Annotated in this window: 13 protein-coding genes; 11 read left to right on the top strand and 2 right to left on the bottom strand. The window is 52.3% G+C overall.

Features of this window, described 5'->3' with window-relative positions; all coding sequences use genetic code 11:
- Positions 1-131: 131 nt before the first annotated feature.
- Positions 132-1,550, bottom strand: a complete 1,419-nt coding sequence (pyk, locus tag ABEA66_RS18520; protein ID WP_345589682.1) for a pyruvate kinase — start codon at positions 1,548-1,550, stop codon at positions 132-134.
- A gap of 167 nt (positions 1,551-1,717) precedes the next feature.
- On the opposite strand from pyk, the gene ABEA66_RS18515 reads away from it, so the two are divergent.
- The 3 genes from ABEA66_RS18515 (at position 1,718) to ABEA66_RS18505 (ending at position 7,578) form a co-directional block, all read left to right on the top strand.
- On the top strand, positions 1,718-2,503 hold the full coding sequence (locus tag ABEA66_RS18515; protein WP_079909916.1) for an AraC family transcriptional regulator: 786 nt from the start codon (positions 1,718-1,720) through the stop codon (positions 2,501-2,503).
- A 238-nt stretch (positions 2,504-2,741) separates the two neighbouring features.
- On the top strand, positions 2,742-6,896 hold the full coding sequence (locus ABEA66_RS18510; protein WP_345590086.1) for an Ig-like domain-containing protein: 4,155 nt from the start codon (positions 2,742-2,744) through the stop codon (positions 6,894-6,896).
- 103 nt (positions 6,897-6,999) lie between these two features.
- Positions 7,000-7,578 (top strand): DNA-3-methyladenine glycosylase I, encoded by a 579-nt coding sequence (locus tag ABEA66_RS18505; protein WP_345589678.1) that lies wholly within the window; start codon positions 7,000-7,002, stop codon positions 7,576-7,578.
- A gap of 66 nt (positions 7,579-7,644) precedes the next feature.
- Here the strand turns inward: ABEA66_RS18505 and ABEA66_RS18500 are convergent, their stop codons facing one another.
- Complete coding sequence (locus ABEA66_RS18500) at positions 7,645-8,760, bottom strand: YheC/YheD family endospore coat-associated protein (protein WP_079909918.1); 1,116 nt, start codon at positions 8,758-8,760, stop codon at positions 7,645-7,647.
- Positions 8,761-8,997: 237 nt separating this feature from the next.
- Between ABEA66_RS18500 and ABEA66_RS18495 the strand changes: the two genes are divergently transcribed.
- From ABEA66_RS18495 to ABEA66_RS18460, 8 genes are all read left to right on the top strand, one after another.
- Positions 8,998-10,170: a glycosyltransferase family 4 protein gene (locus tag ABEA66_RS18495; protein WP_345589674.1), complete on the top strand. Its 1,173-nt coding sequence runs from the start codon at positions 8,998-9,000 to the stop codon at positions 10,168-10,170.
- A 175-nt stretch (positions 10,171-10,345) separates the two neighbouring features.
- Positions 10,346-10,999: a chromate transporter gene (locus ABEA66_RS18490; protein WP_345589672.1), complete on the top strand. Its 654-nt coding sequence runs from the start codon at positions 10,346-10,348 to the stop codon at positions 10,997-10,999.
- 30 nt (positions 11,000-11,029) lie between these two features.
- Positions 11,030-11,572 carry a chromate transporter gene (locus tag ABEA66_RS18485; protein ID WP_345589670.1) on the top strand — a complete coding sequence of 181 codons (543 nt, stop codon included), beginning with the start codon at positions 11,030-11,032 and terminating at the stop codon, positions 11,570-11,572.
- 220 nt (positions 11,573-11,792) lie between these two features.
- On the top strand, positions 11,793-12,794 hold the full coding sequence (locus ABEA66_RS18480; protein ID WP_079909922.1) for a phosphotransferase: 1,002 nt from the start codon (positions 11,793-11,795) through the stop codon (positions 12,792-12,794).
- Between the two features lie 14 nt (positions 12,795-12,808).
- Positions 12,809-13,711 carry a phosphotransferase gene (locus tag ABEA66_RS18475; protein ID WP_345589666.1) on the top strand — a complete coding sequence of 301 codons (903 nt, stop codon included), beginning with the start codon at positions 12,809-12,811 and terminating at the stop codon, positions 13,709-13,711.
- A 148-nt stretch (positions 13,712-13,859) separates the two neighbouring features.
- Entirely contained in the window at positions 13,860-15,383 is a 1,524-nt protein-coding gene (locus ABEA66_RS18470) for a UDP-N-acetylmuramoyl-L-alanyl-D-glutamate--2,6-diaminopimelate ligase (protein ID WP_345589665.1), read from the top strand.
- Positions 15,380-16,765, top strand: coding sequence for a UDP-N-acetylmuramoyl-tripeptide--D-alanyl-D-alanine ligase (locus tag ABEA66_RS18465; protein WP_345589664.1), 1,386 nt, complete (start codon positions 15,380-15,382; stop codon positions 16,763-16,765). Before ABEA66_RS18470 ends, ABEA66_RS18465 begins: the two co-directional genes overlap by 4 nt.
- 170 nt (positions 16,766-16,935) lie before the next feature.
- Positions 16,936-22,698, top strand: coding sequence for a WIAG-tail domain (locus tag ABEA66_RS18460; protein WP_345589663.1), 5,763 nt, complete (start codon positions 16,936-16,938; stop codon positions 22,696-22,698).
- The last annotated feature ends 128 nt before the right edge of the window (positions 22,699-22,826 follow it).

Below are 22,826 nucleotides of genomic sequence, written 5' to 3'. Positions count from 1 at the left end.
GAACAATGTTCTCAAGTTGATTTAATGCCGACTAGACCGTTCTTTACTACAAAGCACTTTAAGCGGCCTTATCATCCTAAAATGAAAACAAGCAGCAGAGCCTGATCACAGGTTCCGCTGCTTGTTTTCTTTTAAACGTGCTGAATTTTGATCAAATTGGTGGAGCCGGATTGCCCTACAGGCACTCCCGCGGATACGACAACAAGGTCGCCGGATTCAATGAGACCAGTCTGTAAGCCGGCCTGAAGTGCCGATTCGAACATGGCATCGGTCGATTCCACTTTAGGTCCCAGAACCGGGGTTACTCCCCAGCACAGCGTAAGTCTGCGCTGCACCCAGTCATTCGCCGTTACGGCGATAATAGGCGATTTAGGACGGTACTTGGATACCATTCTTGCGCTAAAGCCGCTTTCTGTCGGGGTAAGGATGGCTTTGGCGTTCAAGTCGAGCGACGAGCCTACGGCAGCCCGGCTGATGACTTCCGTAATATTCGTTTTGCGGAGCTCCGACTTGCTGCCCAGCATTTCCTCATAAGGCAGCACTTCCTCGATATTCGCGGCGATGGCAGCCATGGTGCGTACGGATTCGACCGGGTACTTGCCTGCGGCGGTTTCACCGGACAGCATCAAGACGTCGGTTCCATCATATACGGCGTTGGCTACGTCGCTTGCTTCTGCGCGCGTAGGACGAGGGTTCGATTGCATCGAATCGAGCATATGCGTTGCGGTAATAACCGTTTTGCCGGCCGCGTTGCTTTTTTGAATCATTTGCTTTTGAATGATCGGCACGTCTTCGACCGGAATTTCTACCCCGAGGTCACCCCGAGCGACCATAAGCCCGTCGGATGCTTCCAGAATTTCGTCCAGATTGATGACGCCTTCCTCATTTTCGATTTTCGAAATGATTTGAATGTGGGTAGCCTTCTTTTCCTCAAGAATACGCCGGATTTCCATGATGTCGCTTGCTTTGCGGACGAAGGAAGCGGCGATAAAGTCGACATTTTGCTCGACTGCGAATTGAATGTGCTGGACGTCTCTTTCCGTTACGCCTGGCAGCGAGGTACGCACACCCGGCAAGTTGACGCCCTTGCGCGACTTGACTACACCGCCGTTCAAAATACGGCATTCAATCTCCGTGCCCTGGATCGACTCAACCTTCAGCTCGATCAAGCCGTCATCGATCAAGATGCGCGAGCCTACCGTCACATCCTGCGTCAGCTGCGGGTAGGACACGGAAATGCGTTTGGCCGTTCCTTTTACTTGTTCGGTCGTCAATGTGATCGTATCGTCTGTACGCAGCTCGTAAGAGGGCTCCTCCAACAGGCCGGTACGAATTTCGGGTCCTTTAATATCGATAAGAATGGAGACCGTCGCCCCCAGCTCTTCAGCCGCCTGGCGAACTCTTGCGATTCTTCCGGCATGATCGGACAGCTCTCCATGAGCCATATTAATACGGGCGCCGTTCATCCCGGAACGGATCAATTCCTTCAGCGTTTCTACGGAGTCACAGGCAGGTCCCATCGTGCATAATATTTTTGTTTTGCGTGTCATCGTTTGTTCCACTCCTCTGTATTGATGCTGTTGAACCTCATTGTAGGGAAATTTGTCGAATAATACTATGAAATATAGTACGCTAAATGTATAATAGTATGATAATATTTGAGTGAGTTTTGCATAATAAACAGCCATGCAGCCTATGAGGGGAAAGGAGTCGTCGCATGATTTACGTCCAAACGGTTCGTCAGGATACGGGGGTCCATTGGTTTGAGGAGCATGAGGAAGGAGCTCCGTATGATGTCCTGGTTCTCGTAAGCTACGGCAAATGCCTGTATTGGGTTAACCACGAAAAGGTGATGCTGGAAAAGGGGGATTTGCTGCTAATCCCGACCGGGGTTCCTTTTTACGGAAAAAGTATCCCTACAGTAACCCACGAGAAGTACGTCGTATCGTTCCTGAAGGACGGCTCGTCCCCCTTGCTGCCGCTGCTAACAGCCAATGAATTTTGCAAATGGAAGACCGGGAAATATGAGCTGCTGTACCAGCGATTCCGGATGATGAACGAGGAGTGGAAGGAACGGCTTCCTTACCGTGAGGCAATGTGCCAGTCCCTGGCTCTGGAAATTTTAACCCACTGGAATCGGGAGCTGGATGAGGGAAAGCCGTCGTCGGCCAAAGAGCAGCATGTCGAGCGGATGAAATCGTATATTCAGAACCATTACCGGGAGAAGGTGACGAAGGAGGATTTGGGGGAGGTCATCGACAAGAGCCCCAATTACGCCGCCGCGCTGTTCAGCGGAGTCACCGGCCAGACCATCGGCGAATACGTTCATGGCCTGCGGATGAAAACCGCGATTTACCTGCTGACCCACTCGCAGCGCACTATCGGCGATATTTCGGACTATTTGGGCTACTGTGATCCGTCCTATTTTCACCGGGTGTTCAAACGGGAAACCGGTACATCTCCTGCCGCTTATACGAAGGAAAGAGAGACGCCCCCTCAGTAACTCCGGCTATACAATAGTGTATCTCCCCTATTCAATGAAAAAAAAGCCCTATAGGTTCATAGGAAAAATGTGGTTAATCTGTAGGTGCAGCCTATCCTGATTATTCGGGAAAGCGGCTCACTGCGGCTGCAGCGGAACAATGAGCGAGATGAAAGGAGGCTAATATTGTAAGCGTTATCATAATGGCTATTCGTTCGAAGCCACGACTATTTTCCGTAGGGAGGTAACTTTATTGAACGTGAGAAAGCTGCTGTGCTCGTCCTTGCTGTCTGCTGCAATACTGGCTTCATCCTTCCCGGCTTATGCTGCTGATCCGCCGGGGGCAAGCCAAGGCATACCGGCATTCCCCGGTGCGGAAGGCGGGGGGATGTATACTACAGGCGGTCGCGGGGGAACGGTGTATGAGGTCACGAACCTGAATGATTCCGGTCCCGGCTCGTTGCGCGATGCGGTGAGTCAGAGCAACCGGACCATCGTGTTCCGCGTGTCCGGCAACATTCAGCTCCAGTCGTCGCTTACTATCACCGGCTCGAATCTGACGATAGCCGGACAGACGGCCCCCGGCGACGGGATCAGCATTAATAATTATTCTGTCTACGTGAAGGCAGACAATATCATTATGAGGTATTTGCGTTTCCGGATGGGAGACGAGTCTCCGGCGGAAGGCGATTCGATGTCGATTGACGGTCGCAAGAACATTATTATCGACCACTGTTCCTTCGAATGGGCGATAGATGAGGTGCTGTCACCTCAGACCACGGATAACCTGACGGTGCAGTGGTCCATTATCGGGGAAGCCTTGCATATGTCCAAGCATGAAAAAGGACGCCACGGCTTCGGCGGCTTGTGGGGCGCCGGCAACACGTCCTATCATCACAATTTGCTGGTGCATAACAGCAGCCGCAACCCCCGTTTTAAAGGCAGAACGGAAGAAGACAAGCGAAGTCTCGATTACCGTAACAACGTTGTCTACAACTGGAACTATAAGACGGCATACGGCGGCGGCAGCGCGAATGTGAACATGATCAACAACTATAATAAATACGGACCGGATACGCTTCTTACCAAAAGAGACCTGGTGCTCGATGAGCTCGGCTTGAACGGGCAATGGTACATTGACGGCAACTATATCGACGGATCGCCGGAAGTAACGGCGGATAACTGGCTGGGGGTTCAGGAGTTTACTCCTACCAATACAAGGCTGTATTCGCCGGTTCCGGCTTATCCGGTAACGACCCATACGCCGGAGGAAGCGTATAAGCTGGTGCTCGAGCAAGCAGGGGCTATTCTGCCTAAACGCGATTCCGTCGACGCCCGGATCATCCATGACGTTATTAACCGTACTGGCAGACAAATCAACTCGCCCGCCGAGGTAGGAGGATGGCCTGTCTTGAACAGTGCTCCTGCTCCTGAAGACTCGGATCATGACGGGATGCCGGACGAGTGGGAGCTGGCTCACGGGCTCAATCCGAACGATCCGGAGGACCGCAACGGCCAAATGAACGGCGACGGATACACGAATTTGGAAAATTATTTGAATTTGATCGTCGGCAGCGGCTCCCTCAACCCGGTTATTCAGATTACAACCCCATCGGTCAATACGATTACAGACAAGGGCACAACGATCACCATCAACGCGGAAGCGTTGGATCCTGATGGTACGATTAGCAAAGTGGAGTTTTATCGCAATAATGTCAAGCTGGGTGAGGATGATACGGCTCCGTATCAGTTCATTTGGCCGGATGTACCGGAAGGAACGTATTTTCTTGTGGCCAAAGCGATAGATAATTCGGGAACCTCGACGGATTCCGATGCAGTTCCTGTCCATATTAATCAGTCTGGTGATATTGCGCCATGGACTGCTGTAGATATCGGAACTCCAGGACTGCCGGGGCACTCGAATCTGAATGACGGTGTCTTTACGGTCAAGAGCTCCGGGAATATATCGGTAAATCCGGAATCCTTCCAGTTCGCCTATCAAAAGCTCGTCGGCGACGGGCAATTGGTAGCTCGTATCGATAAAATTACCCATACCACCCCGTTGGCAAAAGCCGGCGTCATGATCCGTGAAAAGCTGATACCGGGATCCCGTATGGCACTCATGGGCTTGGCGGTTCGAGGGGATGGACACGTAGCGGAGTTTTACAGCAGAGATACCGAGGGAGCTTCTGTAGCGGAAACCCCGCCTTTGCCTTCGATCAATCCGCCGTATTATGTGAAGATTGTCAAGTTCGGCGGCACGGTCACAGGCTATATTTCACAAGAAGGAACGAACTGGATGACCATTGGATCGATGCCGCTGGACGCGAATGAAGTGTACATTGGCTTGATGGCGGATGCGGCCAAAGAAAATAACCTGATTGAAAACTATAACAAATCGCTCTTTTCGCAGGTCCAATTAGAACAGATCGCTCCAGTCCCTTACCGTCCGACAGGGGTCACGGTATCCCGCAGCGCGTCGGATCTGCTGGTATCCTGGTCGGCGGCCGAACGGGCGACCGGTTATCAGGTGAAACGCAGCTTGACGCCGGGAGGTCCTTACACGACGATAGCAACTGTCTCGTCACTTGAATACCTGGATAAGCAGGTCGAGCCGGGGGTGAACTATTTCTACGTCATTAAAGCGGTGAATGGTTCCGGAGAAAGTCTGGAATATTCTGAGGAACGCAACGGAGCGCTGCTCGGTACGCCGGCTGAGGTGATCCTTATTCATGATGATTTTGAAGGCATGAATGCCGGAGAGCAGCCGGCAGGCTACGATAGCAGACCGATTCCGGGAACCGATCAGAATCATATCCTGGTGGATGAAGTTCCAGCATCTCCGGCAGGGAATAGCTCCCAAAAGCTGCTGAACTTGTACGACGACAGCACAAGCCAGACAAGGGCGTCCAAAGCGTTTCCGGCGCAGACGGGAACCGTCATTGCCGAAGTGGATGTCATGCAAACGGCCGGCGCAGACTACCCGAGGGTGCTGAGACTGCTGGATACCGCGTTCGGCAAGCAGTACGTCGAGATTTTCTCCGGCTACGGAGCCGGATGCCCGACGGCCTACTGCTTCTATTACCGGAACAACGATACAAGCAACGGCAAGGCGGTTCCGTTGCCGGCCAACAATGAATTTAAGCCTAACACCTGGTATCATGTGAAGGTGGTAGCGGATATCCGGACGCAAATGGCGGAAGTGTTTATTAATGGGACTTCGGCAGGTGCCATTCCATTCCATAAGGATAAAGGATGGCCTGACGCTGCAAAGCTAAGCGCCATTGATTTCTTGTCCTCCGCCAAAGATAAAGTAAATGAATATATCGATAATGTTCGTATCGGGGTTCCTTCCATGGGAGCACCCGCCGGGGTAACGGCAGCGGTATACGGCAATTCAGCCCAAATCAGCTGGTCGGCTTTGCCAGGAGCGACTTCCTATAATCTGTACCGAAGCGAAGGAGACGGCCGGTTCCGCTGGCTGGCTTCGACACAAACTGATCTAAGTTACACAGATCAAGGATTAGCCTATGATAAAACGTATACTTACGCTGTGGCAGCAGTGAATAATACGATTGAAGGAGATTATTCCACGGCGGTATCGGTCACGCCAGTCGGTCCTCTTGTCCTGCATGTGGACCAAAAGAGCGGCTCGCTTACGCAGTCCTCTTATTCCATTACGGGCAGCATTAACCGTATGGCGACCGTCAAGGTGAATGGAAATGCCGTTCAGGTTGGCGCGGATTTGAAATTCTCCAGTACGCTGAATCTGAACCAGGGCGGCAATACGATCAAGATAGAGGCTGCAGACGCGGCGGGTGTCCAGGCCGAGCCGGTGGTTCTTACCTTGTTTGTCGATTCAGTAGCGCCGGTCATAAGCTTGAATCAGCACAACGGGTCCGTTACTGCTGCGGTGTATACGATCTCCGGAACGATCAGCGAGCCGGGGAAAGTGTATATTAACGGCAAGGAGACCGCAGTTGATGCACGGCTTGGTTTCACGCAGCAGGTCAATCTGGTCAAAGGGCCGAACGAATTTATGGTTACGGCTGTCGATGCATTAGGCAATAAAGCGGAACCAATAAAGCTTATCATTACGTACGATACTGTAAAGCCTGTTGTCATAATCAGTAATCCTCATGGCGGTCCGGGAAACGGGAAGGGTGATCAGGTAGATACAGGAAATTACACGCTGACAGGGAAAATCAGCGAGCCGGGGAGCGTGACGGCAAACGGTATAGCCGCACAAGTAAACGCAGATTTGAGCTACACCGTCATTGTGCCGCTTAAGCAAGGAAGAAACCGAATCATTGTTGAAGGCACCGACCTGGCCGGCAACCGTTCCGATCCGGTTGTATGGGAGGTTGTCGCCACCAAGCGCGGAGCTTCCAACGGACAGGGACCCAAAGAATAAGGATGGGGCGGCTGACGAGTGCAGCCGCCTTTTTCCATATTAACAGAACACATGTGCGGTTTTTTGTGATATGATTAAGCTATCATATGAGCTGGAGGGTGACATGGAGGAAATTACGCGTTGCGGTTGGGTCAATGAGGACCCGTTGTACAAGGATTACCATGATCATGAATGGGGCGTTCCTGTTCATGATGATCGCAAGCTGTTCGAGATGCTGATTCTGGAAGGAGCGCAGGCGGGGTTAAGCTGGTATACCGTGCTCAAGAAGCGGGAGCATTACCGGGTTGCCTTTGACGGTTTCGATCCCGAGCTTGTGGCTCAGTATGATGAAGCGAAGATGGCCGAGCTATTATCCAACGAAGGAATTATCCGCAACCGGCTGAAGGTACAGGCTGCTGTCACGAACGCACAAGCTTTTCTGAAGGTGCGCGAGCAATTCGGAAGCTTCGACGCCTATATTTGGCAGTTTGTAGGCGGCAGTCCGATCCGGAATCACTGGTCTTCTCTCCGTGAAGTTCCTGCCGGCACGCCTCAATCAGATGCCATGAGTAAGGATTTGCGCAAGCGGGGCTTCAAATTTGTCGGAACGACGATTTGCTATGCATTTATGCAGGCGACAGGCATGGTGAACGACCATATCGTGGATTGCATTGCCTACCGTCCAGATCCGGTCATGAAGTAACTCGCTTAATGAAGTTATGTAATCTTGTGCGTCACGAAAATAGTCCCAAATGGTAAACGGCCCTGATTAAGGGCCGCTTTCTATTTTTGGCGCGTAATGATCCAGCAAATATTTGGAGTAGGCAATCGGATTATAGAAGGATGCCTTCCACTCCTCGTACATTCCGGCTTCCCGAAGACTGTAACGCTGATCCTTGCCGTTACATTCGATAAACAACGGGAAGCCGTCCGTCGTCATTCCGATATCCAGCCCAAGGTCGGCCATATGAGGAAGACTTTGGCCTAACTGTCTTGCTACCCGAAGGGAGAAGCCGCGGATGGATTCGATAACACACTCTTGCTGTAGATGAGGATATTCTTCAGCAAGTATGGACTCGAGCCGGTGAACGGACCCGCCTTGAGCGACATTGGTCAGGAACCGGTTAGGGGCGGCAACCTTGACGACGAGCCCGGTTACCTGCCAATCACCGGTTCCATCGCGTTGAACGGACACTCTCATGTCGAAAGGCCTGCCCTGATAAGTAGCCAGCGGCAAATGCTGCTGCACGATATATTGGGTCTTGCGGAATCTTTGCTTTAGAAGGGAAGGAATTCGTCTCCCCTTGAATTCGAGATTCAGCCACTTTTTATTGCGAGTGCTGATGTAGGCAGGATAAGTAAGCCTCCAGCGGTCACCCGAACGCTGCAGGAGCATGACACCGCGTCCGACGCTGCTTCGGTCGGGCTTAATGATCATTTTATCATACAGCTTCATCATGGTATGCAGATTGGACTCTGTTGCCTCGAAGGTACCAGGCAAATGGGGCCGCAAAGAAACATCGTTCATAAGAATCTGATGCGTTTCCAGCTTGCCGTACCGGTTCCATTGATTGAATAACTGGGTCCCGCTGCACACCCAGGAGTGCAGTTCGTCCTGCTCGCGTTGGCCGGGATAAATAGCCCGGTTATGGATCACCAGGGGCATTGGTACCGCTTTACGGATAAACTGGTCATTTTCCATAACGAAGGCTTTGATGGAGGGATTCCCTATGCGGACATCCTGAATGCGGAAAAAACAGGGGATTAAACCATATTGCATGCCCGCTTCCACATAAAAATGCACTGCTTCATATCTTGTATCCCCGCTGGATAGACGGCGGTACAATTTATCATTGATGAGGATGCCTATATAGGATGGCAGCATGAGGCTCACTCCTTTTTCACACAAACTGGCACTACCGATAGAGATATGGTACAGCATATGCCGCAATGTTCGGTTCAGTGTGGACAGGTGCGGTGGGCATTGATTGAACCTTGGGGCGCATGTCCCTTGCGCTTTTCCCTGCCCTATTATACAAAGTTGCGGATGCCGGGCGTTCCGCATACTTCTGCGGTTGAATACATTGCAGGATAAGTAGTTATTAGCAGAGGAGGCGGCGGCATGGATCGTCCCGTCATCGCTATCGTATCTCCCGGTTCCTTCGTAATCCCCTCGGCGGAAAGCAGCTCGGTGGAACTTGTGATCGAACAGGTGGCCCGTCGGCTGAAGAAGGAGGCAAGACCGCTGATATTCGGTAAAGCGGCAAAAGGCAGACCGCTAAAGGAAATCATAGACGGTGTAAAGTATGTAAGGGTTGGGGCTCCCTCTCCCCGTGCCTATATTCGGAACGTAGGCCGTAAGCTTGCTGCTTATCGACCTCATGTCATCCAGATTGAGAACAGGCCCAGGTACATCCGCTATTTGCGCAGACGATTTCCCCGTGCCAGGCTATGGCTCGTGCTTCACTCGCTTACCTTCGTTTCCAAGCCGCATATCGGGTACGTCGAGCTTCGGGCTTGTCTGGCTGCGGCTAACCGGATCATCGTTAACAGCGAGTTTCTTAAGGAACAGCTTATTCGCTCATTCCCCAAGCTGCACCGCAAAGTTCTTGTGAATCACCTGGGGGTGGATACGGATCATTTTGTTACCCGCTGGTCGGAAGAGGGAGAGAGAGAACGGGAGCGCATGCTGGAGAGAATGGGATTGACCGGTAAAAAGATTATTATGTATGTCGGCAGACTGATTGAGATGAAAGGAGTCCATCACCTTCTTCAGGCTATGCCGCAAATCGTCAGGCATGTGCCAGAAGCGGTCCTGCTGATCATTGGCAGTGCCCACTACGGGTCGAATAAGGTCACGCCGTACGTACAGGAATTATATCGCCAGGCGGATGGGCTGCGGCAGCATGTCCGATTTATTCCTTTTGTTCCGCATGATGAGATATCCAGCTGGTACCGGCTGGCGGATATATTAGCGGTTCCATCCAACGAGACGGAGGCGTTCGGGCTTGTCAACGTGGAGGCGATGGCGTGCGGAGTTCCGGTGGTCGCCACGAGATCCGGAGGGATGAAGGAAATCATAGAGCATGGATCAACAGGTTATTTGATCGATATCCCGCTGCTTGGGAAGGAGCTCCCTTTATGGATAAGCGCGCTGTTGACGGACCAGGAACGGCTTAGACGGATGGGCGAAGCCAGCATAGCCAGAGTCCATGATCGGTTTACTTGGGAGCATACAGCCCGCAGGTGGATGGATTGGTATCAATCTGCTTCTAAAAAAACTAAAATGAATTAAAGTCGGAAGGAAATTCATAGTATTCCGCTGAACTAAGGGGCATATTCGCCTCTTTTTTTGGTATAAACGAACATTTCTACAAAAATAAAAAACTTTTATACAAAGGTTTATTCCAAAAAGATAAAAAGTAGTTTATAATGGTCACATCAAGGTTCGGACAGGGGGATGCTGCATCATGTTAAAGAGAGAAACAAAGAAGGCGTCTTTACTGTGGGGATTGTTCTGGTCTTTCTGTAAAATCAGCCCGATTACCTTCGGCGGCGGCTACGCTATGATTCCGGCTATAGAAAAAGAAATAGTCGAGCAGCGCAAATGGATGGATGAAGACGAAATTAGCGATGCTTTATCGATTGCAGGCTCTGCACCGGGAGGAATTGGCGTCAATGCGGCTACGCTGATCGGATACCGATTGGGTGGACTTCAGGGTGCCATCGCCGCGGTTATAGGAATCTCGCTGCCTACATTTGCTATTATGCTCCTGTTAACCATAGGCTATTCTGCGGTACAGGATTCAGGGAAGGTGACTGCCGCATTCGAAGGAATTCATGCTGCGGTCGTTGCGTTTATAGCTGTCGCGGGATGGAGGATGTGGAAATCCGCCGTTCACGATAAAGCGACGCTAGTTATTATTTTGGCCGCTCTGGCAGCCTTATGGTTTTCGGGATTGCATCCGGCGATATTGCTGCTCCTGGGCACCTTGGCAGGTATCATAGTGTACAAATGGAAAGAAAAGCTTGGAACGTTCGCAGCAGAACATAAAAAACAACAGCAAGACATACCCGCTTCGGCGCCAGCCGCAGGTCAATATATTTGGGGAGACGGGATTTGATCGGGCTGCTGGCAGGGGGGAGGCGTTAGTATGCTTCTGGCGTTATTTTTAACTTTTTTCAAAATAGGTCTCGTCTCCTTTGGCGGCGGGTACGCAATTCTCTCGGTCATTGAGCACGAGGTAGTAGTGAGCCATCAGTGGATGACGCCGGAACGGTTCGCCGATGCGGTTTCGCTGGCAGGCATGTCACCCGGTCCGATCGCTACGAACAGCGCGGTGCTTATCGGTTTTAATACCGCGGGACTTCCAGGGGCGGCAACGTCAGTATTGGGTATGATTCTCCCTTCTTTTATCATTATTATAGCGTTGGCGCTGTTCTTTTATAAGAAGGGGAGCAGCAGCTTCATGCAGATGATATTTTACGGCCTCAAACCGATGGTGGCGGCGATGGTGGTCTTTGCTGCTTATCGTGTTGGAGTTAATGGCCAAACGATGCTCGGAATGAACGGACATACGCTTGCCCAGCTCCTTATTTTTGCCTTGGCGGTGATAGGCATTGTCAAATATAAGCTTCATCCGCTTGTAGTATTGTCTGTATCTGCTTTGATGGGGACGGCTCTTTTTTACCAGTAATATTGCTTTTCATAGAGTTTGCAGGGCTGCGGCCTTGCAAGCTCTTTTTTTTCTACGGCAGAATGGAGTGATCTTTAAAAAAGACATTCAATCGTATTTCCGATCGGTTATTTCCATGATGAATTACTAGCCCTACTAGTCAGCTGCCCGTTGCTGTCCGGCTCAGCAGGAATACAATAACGTATCATCGCTTGTATAGATTTGGAGTGAACATGGGGACATGGACATACGAATTGGCAAGACGTTCCGAAGGCTGGCACGCAGCTATGACCTGCAGATACAAAGGTTGGAATCATATGATTCGGTTTATAGAAAAAACGTCGCCTTCCGGGCGGTAACAGAACAGGGAGACTACTTGATCAAGCCATATGTCAAGCCCTTGATAGCCCCCGAAAGACATATGAGACAGCTTACGAAAAGCATCGGGCATTTGATAGCTCTGAACTATCCGCAGATGCCTAAATGGCGATTGACCAAAAGGGGGGCCATCTGGAAAGTATACAAGGGCAAACGGTATTATGTGACGGAGTGGGTGGAAGGCAGGGAGCTCGTCATCGAACAGGATTACGAGGAGCTGGGAAAATCCGTAGCCCATCTGCATGCGATTACGAAAGGGCTTCCTGACGGAGATATCGGAATAAACAGTACGCGTGCCCGGATCAAGCTGCTAAAGCTTCATTATGATTTATTTAATCAACAGCTCGAACGTGTCAAGCTGAGGCGCGATTCCATCGGGAGATGGTTTCGGAGGCATGGCAGGCATTGCCAGGAATTGACCGAAGAAGCGTGGGCCCGAATTCGTAATCATGATATGAAGCCGTTGTGGCGCGAGGAGCGGCAGGCTCCCTCCATCATCCATGGCGATGTGACGACACCCAACGTGGTCATATGTCCTCATGGGTTATATTTGGTTGATTGGGATCGGTCGGGTTGGGGGTCTACTTACGAGGAATTAGTCAAGCTGCTGCTCAACACGACGAATTATCAAATCCCAATGATGGATGCCGTTCTGCGTGGTTATGAATTTATCAAGCCGCTCCAGCCGCTGGAACGGATACTGATTAGTGCATTATATCGGATACCGCGTGAAGCGTTGTACGTTACCCCAAGTATTGCGGGCGGACGCTATTCTCCTACGTTTACTATTCTGAAGGAAACCTGGAAGGACCGGTTGAACGCGATTCGATGGATAGATGAGTGGGTGGCAGTAAAAAACGGGTGAAGGGACGGAGCTGTATGTCACTGTGGCCGGAGCTTGAGGCAAGGCATGGCATTCAAATTACCGGAATAAAAAAAGTCCGTGACGTATACCGGTTAAAAACATTATCCCATGGCTATCTGTGCTTGAAAGGCTATAAGGTTACAGAGGATGAAATGCGGTTCATCACTCATGTTCTCCAATATTTGGAGTCAGCCGGCTTTGACAAAAGCCCCAGAGTGCTTCCGGCGCAAGATCAGGCTTGTTGGCATACTTGGGAATCGGGCCACTACACATTGACGAATTGGGTTATTGGCAGGCATCCTGATATGACCTCGAGATCAGATTTTAAAAAGACGGTGCGCACTTTGGCAAAGTTCCACAGGCATGCTGCAGCGTTTCCCGAGGGGATAGCGCCAGAATCAAGAATCCGATACGGCAGGCAAACGGAGCAGTTAGCCGAATATATTCAGCTGCTGCAGTCGTACAAGGGAATGGAGCACTATATTGCGCTTTGCAATATCGTCATGTCCGATTTAAGGCAGCCGGGAATTGTAAGAGCAATTGAACAGGAGCAAGCGCAGCGCACTTTTGTCCATGGAGACTATAATTATCCCAATCTGATAATAAATAGCACAGGCAGGCTTCAAATGATAGATTTTGAAAACACGTCGCTGCATCTACGTATGCAGGACTTATCCCATGTACTGCACAGGAATTTTCCTTGGCAGGCGAGGAGCATGCTTCGCTGGATTGAGTATTACGACAGCAAGCGAACGATATCGAAGGAGGAGAGGCTCCTTCTTCGGCTAATGCTCCTGTCCCCTTATCCGGTTGTGAGGTCGCTTCGTCTAAATCAGCCGCTAAACCGGTTGGACCCGCCTCTTCCTTCCGGAAGGCACTTCGAAAGGTATATCCGGGATTTGGATGTATTGCTCTAGCACCCGATGGCTCATCAGGTGCTCTTTAGTATGCGAACCGGTCAGTCTGATGAATGGCTGACAGGTACGTCATTTTCAGCATGTTCGCAAATAAATGGATTAAGATGGTAATACAATGAGTTATTCGACCAATAGGAGGGATTAGGACATGCAGCTGCAGGAGTTAACGGCCCATTTATTCGATGTGCTTCATATCGAAGGCGATCGTACGGTGAAAATTTCCGGTATTCAGATGGACTCCAGAAGGGTTGGGCCTGGGGATCTTTTTGTCTGTGTTCCCGGCATCGACGGTTTCTTGGAGGATCGTCATCATTATGCCTCCGCCGCAGCTGCCCAAGGAGCGGCTGCATTTGTAGTGGAGCGGGAAGTCGAGGTCGACGACACTATACCGCGCGTGTATGTCAAGAATGCGAGATATGCCTTGGCTGTGCTATCGGCTCACTTTTATGGTTATCCGAGCAGTGAATTGAAAGTGATCGGTATTACCGGAACCAACGGAAAGACAACCACGAGCTATATTATCGACCATCTCCTTCGTGATCAGGGCTTGAATACCGGCATGATGGGCAGTATAGTTACCCGAATCGGTGATGAAGTGGCGACGTTCGGGACGAATACGCAGGAGCCGCCTGATTTACAGCGCAACCTTCGAAGAATGGCCGACGCACAGGCGGATTTCTGTGTAATGGAGGTAAGCTCCCAGGGATTGGATATGGGAAGAGTCATAGGGACCCGTTTCCGTACGGCTGTATTTACGAATCTGACGCAGGATCATCTGGATTACCATCTCACGATGGAAGCCTATAGGGAGGTTAAGGGCCGCTTCTTCGCGAGACTGGGTAATGCGGCAGGGCCTGACTCTTCATTTGCGGTTCTGAACGCGGATGATGAAGCATCCGATTATTTTCGCAGGCAGACGGCTGCGCAGATTATCACTTACGGTATCAGGGAGGAAGCGGATGTGAAGGCGAACGATATCCGATTAACTGCTGGCGGGACCGAATGCACCGTTTCCTTCCGCGGGAGCCATGCCCAGGTTCGGCTGCCGTTGGTCGGTCTGTTTAATGTTTACAATATGCTGGCTGCATTCTCCGCTCTATTAATAGAAGGAATACCTTTATCCTCGCTAGCCGAAGGGATAAAAACCATGAAGCCTGTCATAGGAAGGTTGGAGTCCGTTGATGCCGGCCAGCCATTCTCCGTATTCGTGGACTACGCGCATACGCCGGATGGGCTGGAGGAAGCATTGAAAGCGATTAAAGAGTTTACCCGCGGGAGGCTCATTACTGTCTTCGGGTGCGGGGGAGACAGGGACCGGGCCAAGCGCCCTGTTATGGGAGCTATTGCCGCCCGGTACTCGGATAAGATCATCTTGACCTCGGATAATCCAAGATACGAGAATCCGGATACGATTATGCTGGACATTCGCAAGGGCTTGCAGCAAGCGAGATATGCCGAAGAGCGATACGAAATGATCGCGGATAGAAAAGACGGCATTGGCCGGGCCATTCAATGGGCTGCTCACGGCGATGTCGTTGTCATTGCGGGTAAAGGACACGAACAATATCAGGTTATTGGGGGCGAGACACAGCCCTTTGATGACCGTAAAGCCGTGCTGGAAGCCTTAAGCGAAAGAAGGAGCAGAGGCATGGAAAAGGGGGAGGGCCATTGATTCAGCGGTACTGTGATGAAATAGAACGGATGGTTCAAGGTTCGGGGTTATCGGAGCATTACCGGAATACTGCGATTACCGGAGTGTCTATTGATTCGCGAACTTTGAAGCGGGGCAGCTTGTTCATTCCTATCGTCAGAGAGAAGGACGGCCATCACTACATTCATGAAGCGATAAGCAGGGGGGCCGCGGCATGTCTATGGCAAGCAGATCACCCGTCCCCACCAGATCACTTCCCTGTCATCCTTGTTGATAACTCGCTAAGCGCCTTGCACCGGTTGGCGGGTGAGTACCGCCGTCAGCTTAAAGTAAGGACGGTGGGCATTACAGGCAGCAACGGCAAAACAACGACGAAGGATTGGGTTGCTTCGCTGCTGGCAACGACTTTCAAGATCGAGTATTCTGACGGCAATAAAAATAATCATTTCGGCGTTCCGCTGACCCTCCTGCAGCTGAAGGAAGATACGGAGATTGCCGTTCTGGAAATGGGGATGAGCGGGCTCGGAGAGATTGATCAATTATCGCGGTTAGGCCGGCCGGAAGCTTCGATCATAACGCTGATCGGCGAGTCGCATTTGGCGGAGCTCGGCTCCAGGGAAGCTATCGTTCAGGCCAAGCTGGAAATCTGCAACGGAATGGAGGGGCCGGGCGTTCTTGTTTATAACGGGGACAATCCTATGCTTGGGGCAGCGGCAGAGCGGCAATTATCGGGCAAGGAGGTTCGGACGGTTCGATTCGGTACCGGTTCGCATAATGATTATTACCCGCTATCCGTAGCCTTGAGCTCCCGGGGGACGCATTTTACCTGCCGTCCCCGGCCCGAGATACAATACACCATCGGATTACCCGGAAGGCACTATGTGACCAATGCGCTAGCCGCATTGGCTGTTGCCGATTATTTCGGCGTTCCGGCCGAAAGGACGGAAAGAGGCTTGCGGGATGCGGTTTTATCTGGAATGAGAATGGAAGTGATCCGAGGGGGAGCGGGTTTTACCTGGATTAACGATTCGTTCAATGCAAGTCCGACCTCCGTAAAGGCTGCTTTGTCTTACCTTCATGAGCTGGAAGGGTATAGACGCAAGATCTTGGTGCTTGGCGATATGCTGGATTTAGGGGAGCAAGAGATTGATTTTCACCGGGAAATCGGTGAGCTGCTGGATCCGCACAAAGTAGACTGCGTTTTGACGCTCGGCAAGCTTTCCACGGAAATAGCACATGCCGCGTCCGGGGCATTCCCTCCCGGCAGTGTCGAAGCGTTTGAACGAAAATCGGACTTGGCCAGGGCCATAGGGCTCATTGCTGCACCGGGTGATGTAGTCTTTCTGAAGGGCTCCCGCGGGATGCAGATGGAGGAATTGATTGCAATGGTTGACGGGGGCTGAGCCCGACGGCCTACAGGAAGCCGGGAAGTGACTGGGTTTGCGCCTATTTTTGTATGGGTTAATGACTTCCTCCTGGGTGAATGCATATGTTACAAAAGACTACTTTATGGTTGCCAAAGTCTATTGTTAATGCAATTCACAGGTGAACCATCACGGGGAGGAAGTGCAAAATGAAGAAGCGCAGCGGCCGTAACGCCGCCAAAATCACCCCGCTAGGCGGCAGGCGGAGCGGCAGTTTTAACGAACTGAAATGGCTTGATGAGGAACAGACGAAGGATAAAGTCGTCAAACGGAGTCATCGGGAACCAGGGGATGTAAGTATCAGTCAGGTGGCGCTGCAAGATGAAGAAGAAGATGAACTGAAGTTCTTGGATAGCGATACTCTTCAAGGGGACAGATCTTCCGCGGGTGCTTCCAGAAGCGATTCCAGGGTCAACACCAAAAACGATGCCAAAATTGAATCCAGGGGTGAATCTAAAAGCGAGCCCAAAAACGAATCCAAAAACGAGCCAAGTCATCAAGAGCCTGCGGTGAAGTCATCATCCGTATTTAAGCCTCTTAATGTGCAGCCGATGCTGCAGCAGCGCAAGCAAGCGTCTCCCAACAATCCGGTTGTATATACGGATGATATTGCCGATGAGGCGGTAACACAGGAGAAAATTGCCCGCAATGCGGTAGACGGGAGCAAAATCAAGCGCGGCACCATCGGCCAGGAGCAGCTGGCGGATTACGCGGTCAGTACGTCTAAGCTTGGTGACCGCAGCGTCACACAGCAAAAGCTCGGAATTCGCTCTGTTACAGAAGAACATATTGCTCCTTATGCGATTTCGGGAGATAAGATTCAAGAGAGGGCTATTAGCGGCGAGAAGATCCAGGATAACAGCATTACTTCCGAAAAGCTGGCCGATAAGACCATAGACGCGATAAAAATTGCCGAGAGGTCCATTCATACGAAGCATTTGGCAGAGGAAGCGATTACCGGCGAATTGATTCTCAATCAATCGATTACCTCGGAGAAGATCAAAAGTGGAGCCATCCAGACGAACAATTTGGCCAACTATGTCGTCAATACGGCTAAGCTGGCGGATCTGTCCGTAACGACGGAGAAGCTTCGTGATCAATCGGTTACGGCCAGCAAGATTGCGGACGGGGAGATCACTTCACAGAAGCTGGGAAGCCATTCTATTACCGAAGATAAGATCGCTCCGTGGAGCATCACGAAGGAGCATCTGCAATCTGCCGTCATTTTGCACGAGCACTTATCCGGTGAAATTATCCGCAGCGGCAACATAGCGGCAAATCAGGTAACTGCGGAGCATTTGGCAGCCGAGTCTGTGTTGAATGAGCATCTGCAGGACGGGGCGGTTACTTCCGAGAAACTCGGCAGACAATCGGTTACCGGAGCACACCTTCAAGAGCAATCAGTTGAAAGCAGACATCTGCAGTCCAAAGCGGTGGAGACCCGTCACTTGGCGGATAGCTCAGTCACCGCCGATAAGCTGACTGAACAGAGCGTAGGAGCTCAACAGCTTTGCGACGGTTCTATCCATGCTTCGAAGCTTCAAGACGGGGCGGTAACTTCGCCGAAGCTGGCCAAAAGGGCGGTAGCCGCAGAGCATTTGTCTGGCGGCGCCGTAGGGAGCACTCATTTGGCTGAGAAGGCGGTGCAGTCCAGCCATATTGCAGCGCAAGCCATTAGTAAAGAGCATCTTCAGGATCAATCGGTGATTACGGCGAAGCTTCAAGACAGGGCAGTTACCTCCGAGAAGCTGGCATTCGGTTCGATTCAGCACCAGCATATCCAGGAAGGAGCCGTCACGACAGGGCAAATGGCCAACCAGAGCGTAACGACCTCCAAGCTGGCAAGCGAATCGGTATCTACGGATAAGTTAACGAATTTGTCCGTGACGACGGCCAAATTAGCTCATTCCAGTGTAACCAGCGAGAAAATCGGACGCGAAGCTGTGCTTGGCGAGCATCTGGGGGTCGGCTCTGTTCAATCCGCGAATGTGGCCAAAGCTGCCATCAAGACTTCCCATATCGCTACGGAAGCCATTACGAGGGAGAAGCTGTCAGACCGCGCCGTCACGTCGGAAAAGATTGCCGATAACGCCGTGTTAAGCGAGCATTTGGTTTCCGGAGCCGTAAAATCATCCCATCTTGTTCCTGGAGTCATTGGAACGACCCACCTCCAGGACCAATCGGTGACAAGCGCCAAGCTGGAACCCGGGGCGATTGAAACGAGGCATCTCAGCAATGAGGTAGTCGGCAATGAGCAGCTGAGCAGAGGGGCAGTTGGAACCGAGCAGCTTCAGGAGCAGGCTGTGACTTCTTCCAAGCTAGGCAGCGGCGCCGTTCATACCTTCCACATAACGGAAGCGGCCGTCGGCAGTGTTCAGCTGCAGGATCGGTCGGTGACAAGCTCCAAGCTGGCACGGGGTGCAGTTGAATCGGTGCATTTATCCGAGGGGATCGTTGGAAGGGAGCATTTGCAGGAGCAATCGGTAACGAGCTCCAAGCTGGCTGCCGGTGCCGTAGAATCCGACCATTTGTCCGATGGGATTGTTGGGACCGAGCATTTGCGCGAGCAGTCTGTAACGAGCTCCAAGCTGGCGATAGGCTCAGTCGAAGCGATACATTTGTCGGTAGGAACGGTAGGAACGGAGCAGCTGCAGGATCATTCCGTTACTGGGGCAAAGCTTGCGGCAGGGTCGGTGAAGTCCACCCATCTTGTCGAAGGCGTCGTAGGCACGAGACATCTCCATGAACAGTCAATAACAGGCTCCAAGCTGGCTCTGGGAGCCGTTAAATCCGATCACCTGGCGGAAGGCGCCGTGGGCAGCGATGCGCTTGCCGATAGCTCAGTAGGAACGGAGCATTTGCAGGACGGGGCGGTTATGGGCTCCAAGCTGGCTTGGGAAGCGGTCAGCGGCAGACATTTGTCTCATGGCTCAGTGGGGACGGACCACCTGAAGGAGCGGTCGGTAGCGGCATCCAAGCTGGGATTAGGGATCATAAGCGGGGAGCATCTATCTGACGGAGCTATTGGAGCCAAACACATCAGTGAAGGAGCGGTCGGCAGCATACAGTTGATGGATGCCTCCGTGACCGCAGCGAAGCTGGCCCCGGGTTCGATCGGATCAGTCCACCTCGCACCGGAGGCTGTAGGAACGGAAGAGCTTGGAGCGGAAGTGGTCGGCACAGTGCATCTGCAAGGGGGTTCCGTCACGGGCCCGAAGCTTGCGGCAGGAGCCGTAGAAGCCGTCCACATTACTGCAGGAGCTGTAGGCAGCGAGGAGCTGGCAGAAAGCTCAGTAGGAACGGAGCATATACAGGATGCTGTTGTAACCGGAGTGAAGCTTGCACCAAACGCAGTAGGATCCGTTCATATTACACCTGGAGCCGTCGGCAATGAAGAGCTGGGCGAAGGAGCCGTCGGAACGGGAGAGCTTCAGGAAGGAGCTGTAACCGGAGCGAAGCTCGCATCCAATGCGGTGGAATCGGTGCATATTAGTTCAGGGGCCGTAGGCAGCGAACAATTGAGTGAAGAAGCCGTCGGAACGGAGCATTTGCAGGATGGTGCCGTGACAGGAGCAAAGCTTGCGGTGAACGCAGTGGAGTCTGTGCATATCAGCACAGGGGCCGTAGGCAGCGAACAATTGAGTGAAGAAGCCGTTGGAATCGAGCATTTGCAGGATGGCATCGTGACAGGAGCAAAGCTTGCTTTGAACGCGGTGGAGTCGGTGCATATCAGCACAGGGGCCGTAGGCAGCGAACAATTGGATGAAGAAGCTGTCGGAACGGAGCATTTGCAGGATGGCATCGTGACAGCAGCAAAGCTTGCGGTTAACGCGGTAGAGTCGCTGCATATCAGCGGAGGGGCCGTAGGCAGCGAGCAATTGGGTGAAGAAGCTGTCGGGATGGAGCATTTGCAGAACGGCATCGTGACAGGAGCAAAGCTTGCGGTGAATGCAATCGAGTCTGTGCACATCAGCGCAGGGGCCGTAGACAGCAAGCATTTGAGTGAAGAAGCCGTCGGAACGGAGCATTTGCAGGCCGAATCCGTAACCGGGGAGAAGCTGGCGCTGAACGCGATAGAATCGGTACACATCCGTGCGGGAGCTGTCGGCAACGAAGAGCTTAGTGAGGGTGCCGTGGGAACCGAACAGCTGCAGGCCGAATCCGTAACCGGAGCAAAGCTGGCGCCGAACGCGGTAGAATCGATTCACATCTGTGCTGGTGCCGTCGGCAACGAGGAGCTGAGCGAAGGAGCCGTCGGAACCGAGCAGCTGCAGGAGAAAGCTGTAACGGGAGAGAAGCTGGCGCCGCTCGCAGTAGAATCGATACACATTAGCGCAGGTGCTGTCGGCAGTGCCATGATAAGTGAAGGAGCCGTCGGATCGAAGCAGCTGCAGGAAGGGGCTGTTACCGGAGCAAAGCTGGGGATTGGTTCCGTCGAAGCTGCCCATATTACGGCAGGAGCCGTAGGGAGTGCCGAACTCAGCGGGAACGCCGTGGGAACGGAACATTTGCAGGAAGGCGCTGTGACCAGCCCCAAGCTGGCGGCAGGCGCAGTCGCTTCCGTTCATATCGCTGCCGGAGCTGTAGGAAGCCTGGAGCTCGGAGTGGGAGCGGTAGGTACCGAGCAGCTGCAGGAGTCTGCGGTTGATGGCTCCAAGCTTGCGCTCGGAGCCGTGGGAACGGAGCATCTCGCTGTTGGGGCCGTAGGGAGCGACCAGTTACAGGAAGGCGCTGTAACGGCCGATAAGCTGGCTCCTGGAGCTGTCTTTGCAGAGCATATCACGGAAGGTGCCGTCAGCGCCGGGCATATCGCCGCTGATGCCGTGGGAACCGAGCAGCTGCAGGACAGCTTAATCACTAGCGCGAAGCTGGCCGCGGCATCGGTTACCCTTGAGCATATGGCGACAGGTTCTGTCGGCAATGAGCAGCTTGCGGCAGATGCCGTCAGCACACACAATCTGCAGGATGTGTCAGTTACAAGCACGAAGCTGGCTGTCGGCTCCGTAGAGAGCAGGCATCTGGCTGTAGAAGCTATAGGAACGGCGAAGCTGCAGGATCAATCGGTGGCATCGTCGAAGCTTCAGGATCAATCCGTGACGTCATCGAAGCTGGCCCCGGCCAGCGTAGAAAACCGCCATCTGGCATCCGACAGCGTCACCAGCTCCAATCTCCGGAACAGTTCCGTCACGAGGGAAAAAATTGCCCAGGGCGCAGTAGGGACCGAGCACTTAAGCAATGATTCTGTCGATGGACTGCATATTAAGCAGGAGTCCATCTCCGGTTACCACATCATGCCGGGCAGTATTTCCGAGCTTCACCTGGAGCCCGGATTAATCGAGCGGTTAGCCGCCGCGGTATCAGCGGTATCGGAGACTCAGGCAGACTCGGAAACGGCAGAAGCTCTGGAGGATGTGGAAGTCGCTACGGTCAAAGAAGCTCTAGAATCAGACGAAGCTCCTGAAGCTGCGGAAGCCTTAGAGTCCGAATTTCAAGAAGAAAAGCCATCGGTTTCCACTGTTTCCTCGGAGCCAAGGGCCATAGAATCCATTGGAGGCGAACAGCTGCAGGACGGTTCCATCGAGACAAGGCATATAGCGGACGGAGCGGTCACAACGCAGCAGCTTTCCTTCCAGCCGGTGCAATCCGGAAGGCGTTCCGCTGCACTGCAGCATTTTGGCCTTACCTCTTTTTCCATGCGAGTGGAGGAGGAAATGGTGGATCTAATCATTGAATTTGATGAAGCGTTCGCTGACGAGAGCTATGTATTGGTTGCTACGACCTCGAATCCGTCCTGCTACGCCATCATTCAGGAGAAATGGAAGGATAGCGCGTTGCTGCAGGTCGTTCGAAGCAAGTATTCGCCTGAGCTGCTAGGGGTTGTCAATTGGATTGCAATCGGAACTAAAGCTTGATGAATTGGCCGGTAACGATATAATGATAGGGATGGGAGCCGTTTATTTAAACGGCTTCAGATTGTCGAAAAAGTCCCTCTGTGTAAAGAAACTTCATCGCATTAGGTAATAAATGGATTGCATAAAAA

Origin of the sequence: Paenibacillus vulneris, assembly GCF_039543185.1 — a bacterium.
GTDB classification, from domain to species: domain Bacteria; phylum Bacillota; class Bacilli; order Paenibacillales; family NBRC-103111; genus Paenibacillus_S; species Paenibacillus_S vulneris.
Note: the sequence above shows the minus strand (reverse complement) of the source record. Positions and strands in the feature narration are given on the sequence as shown.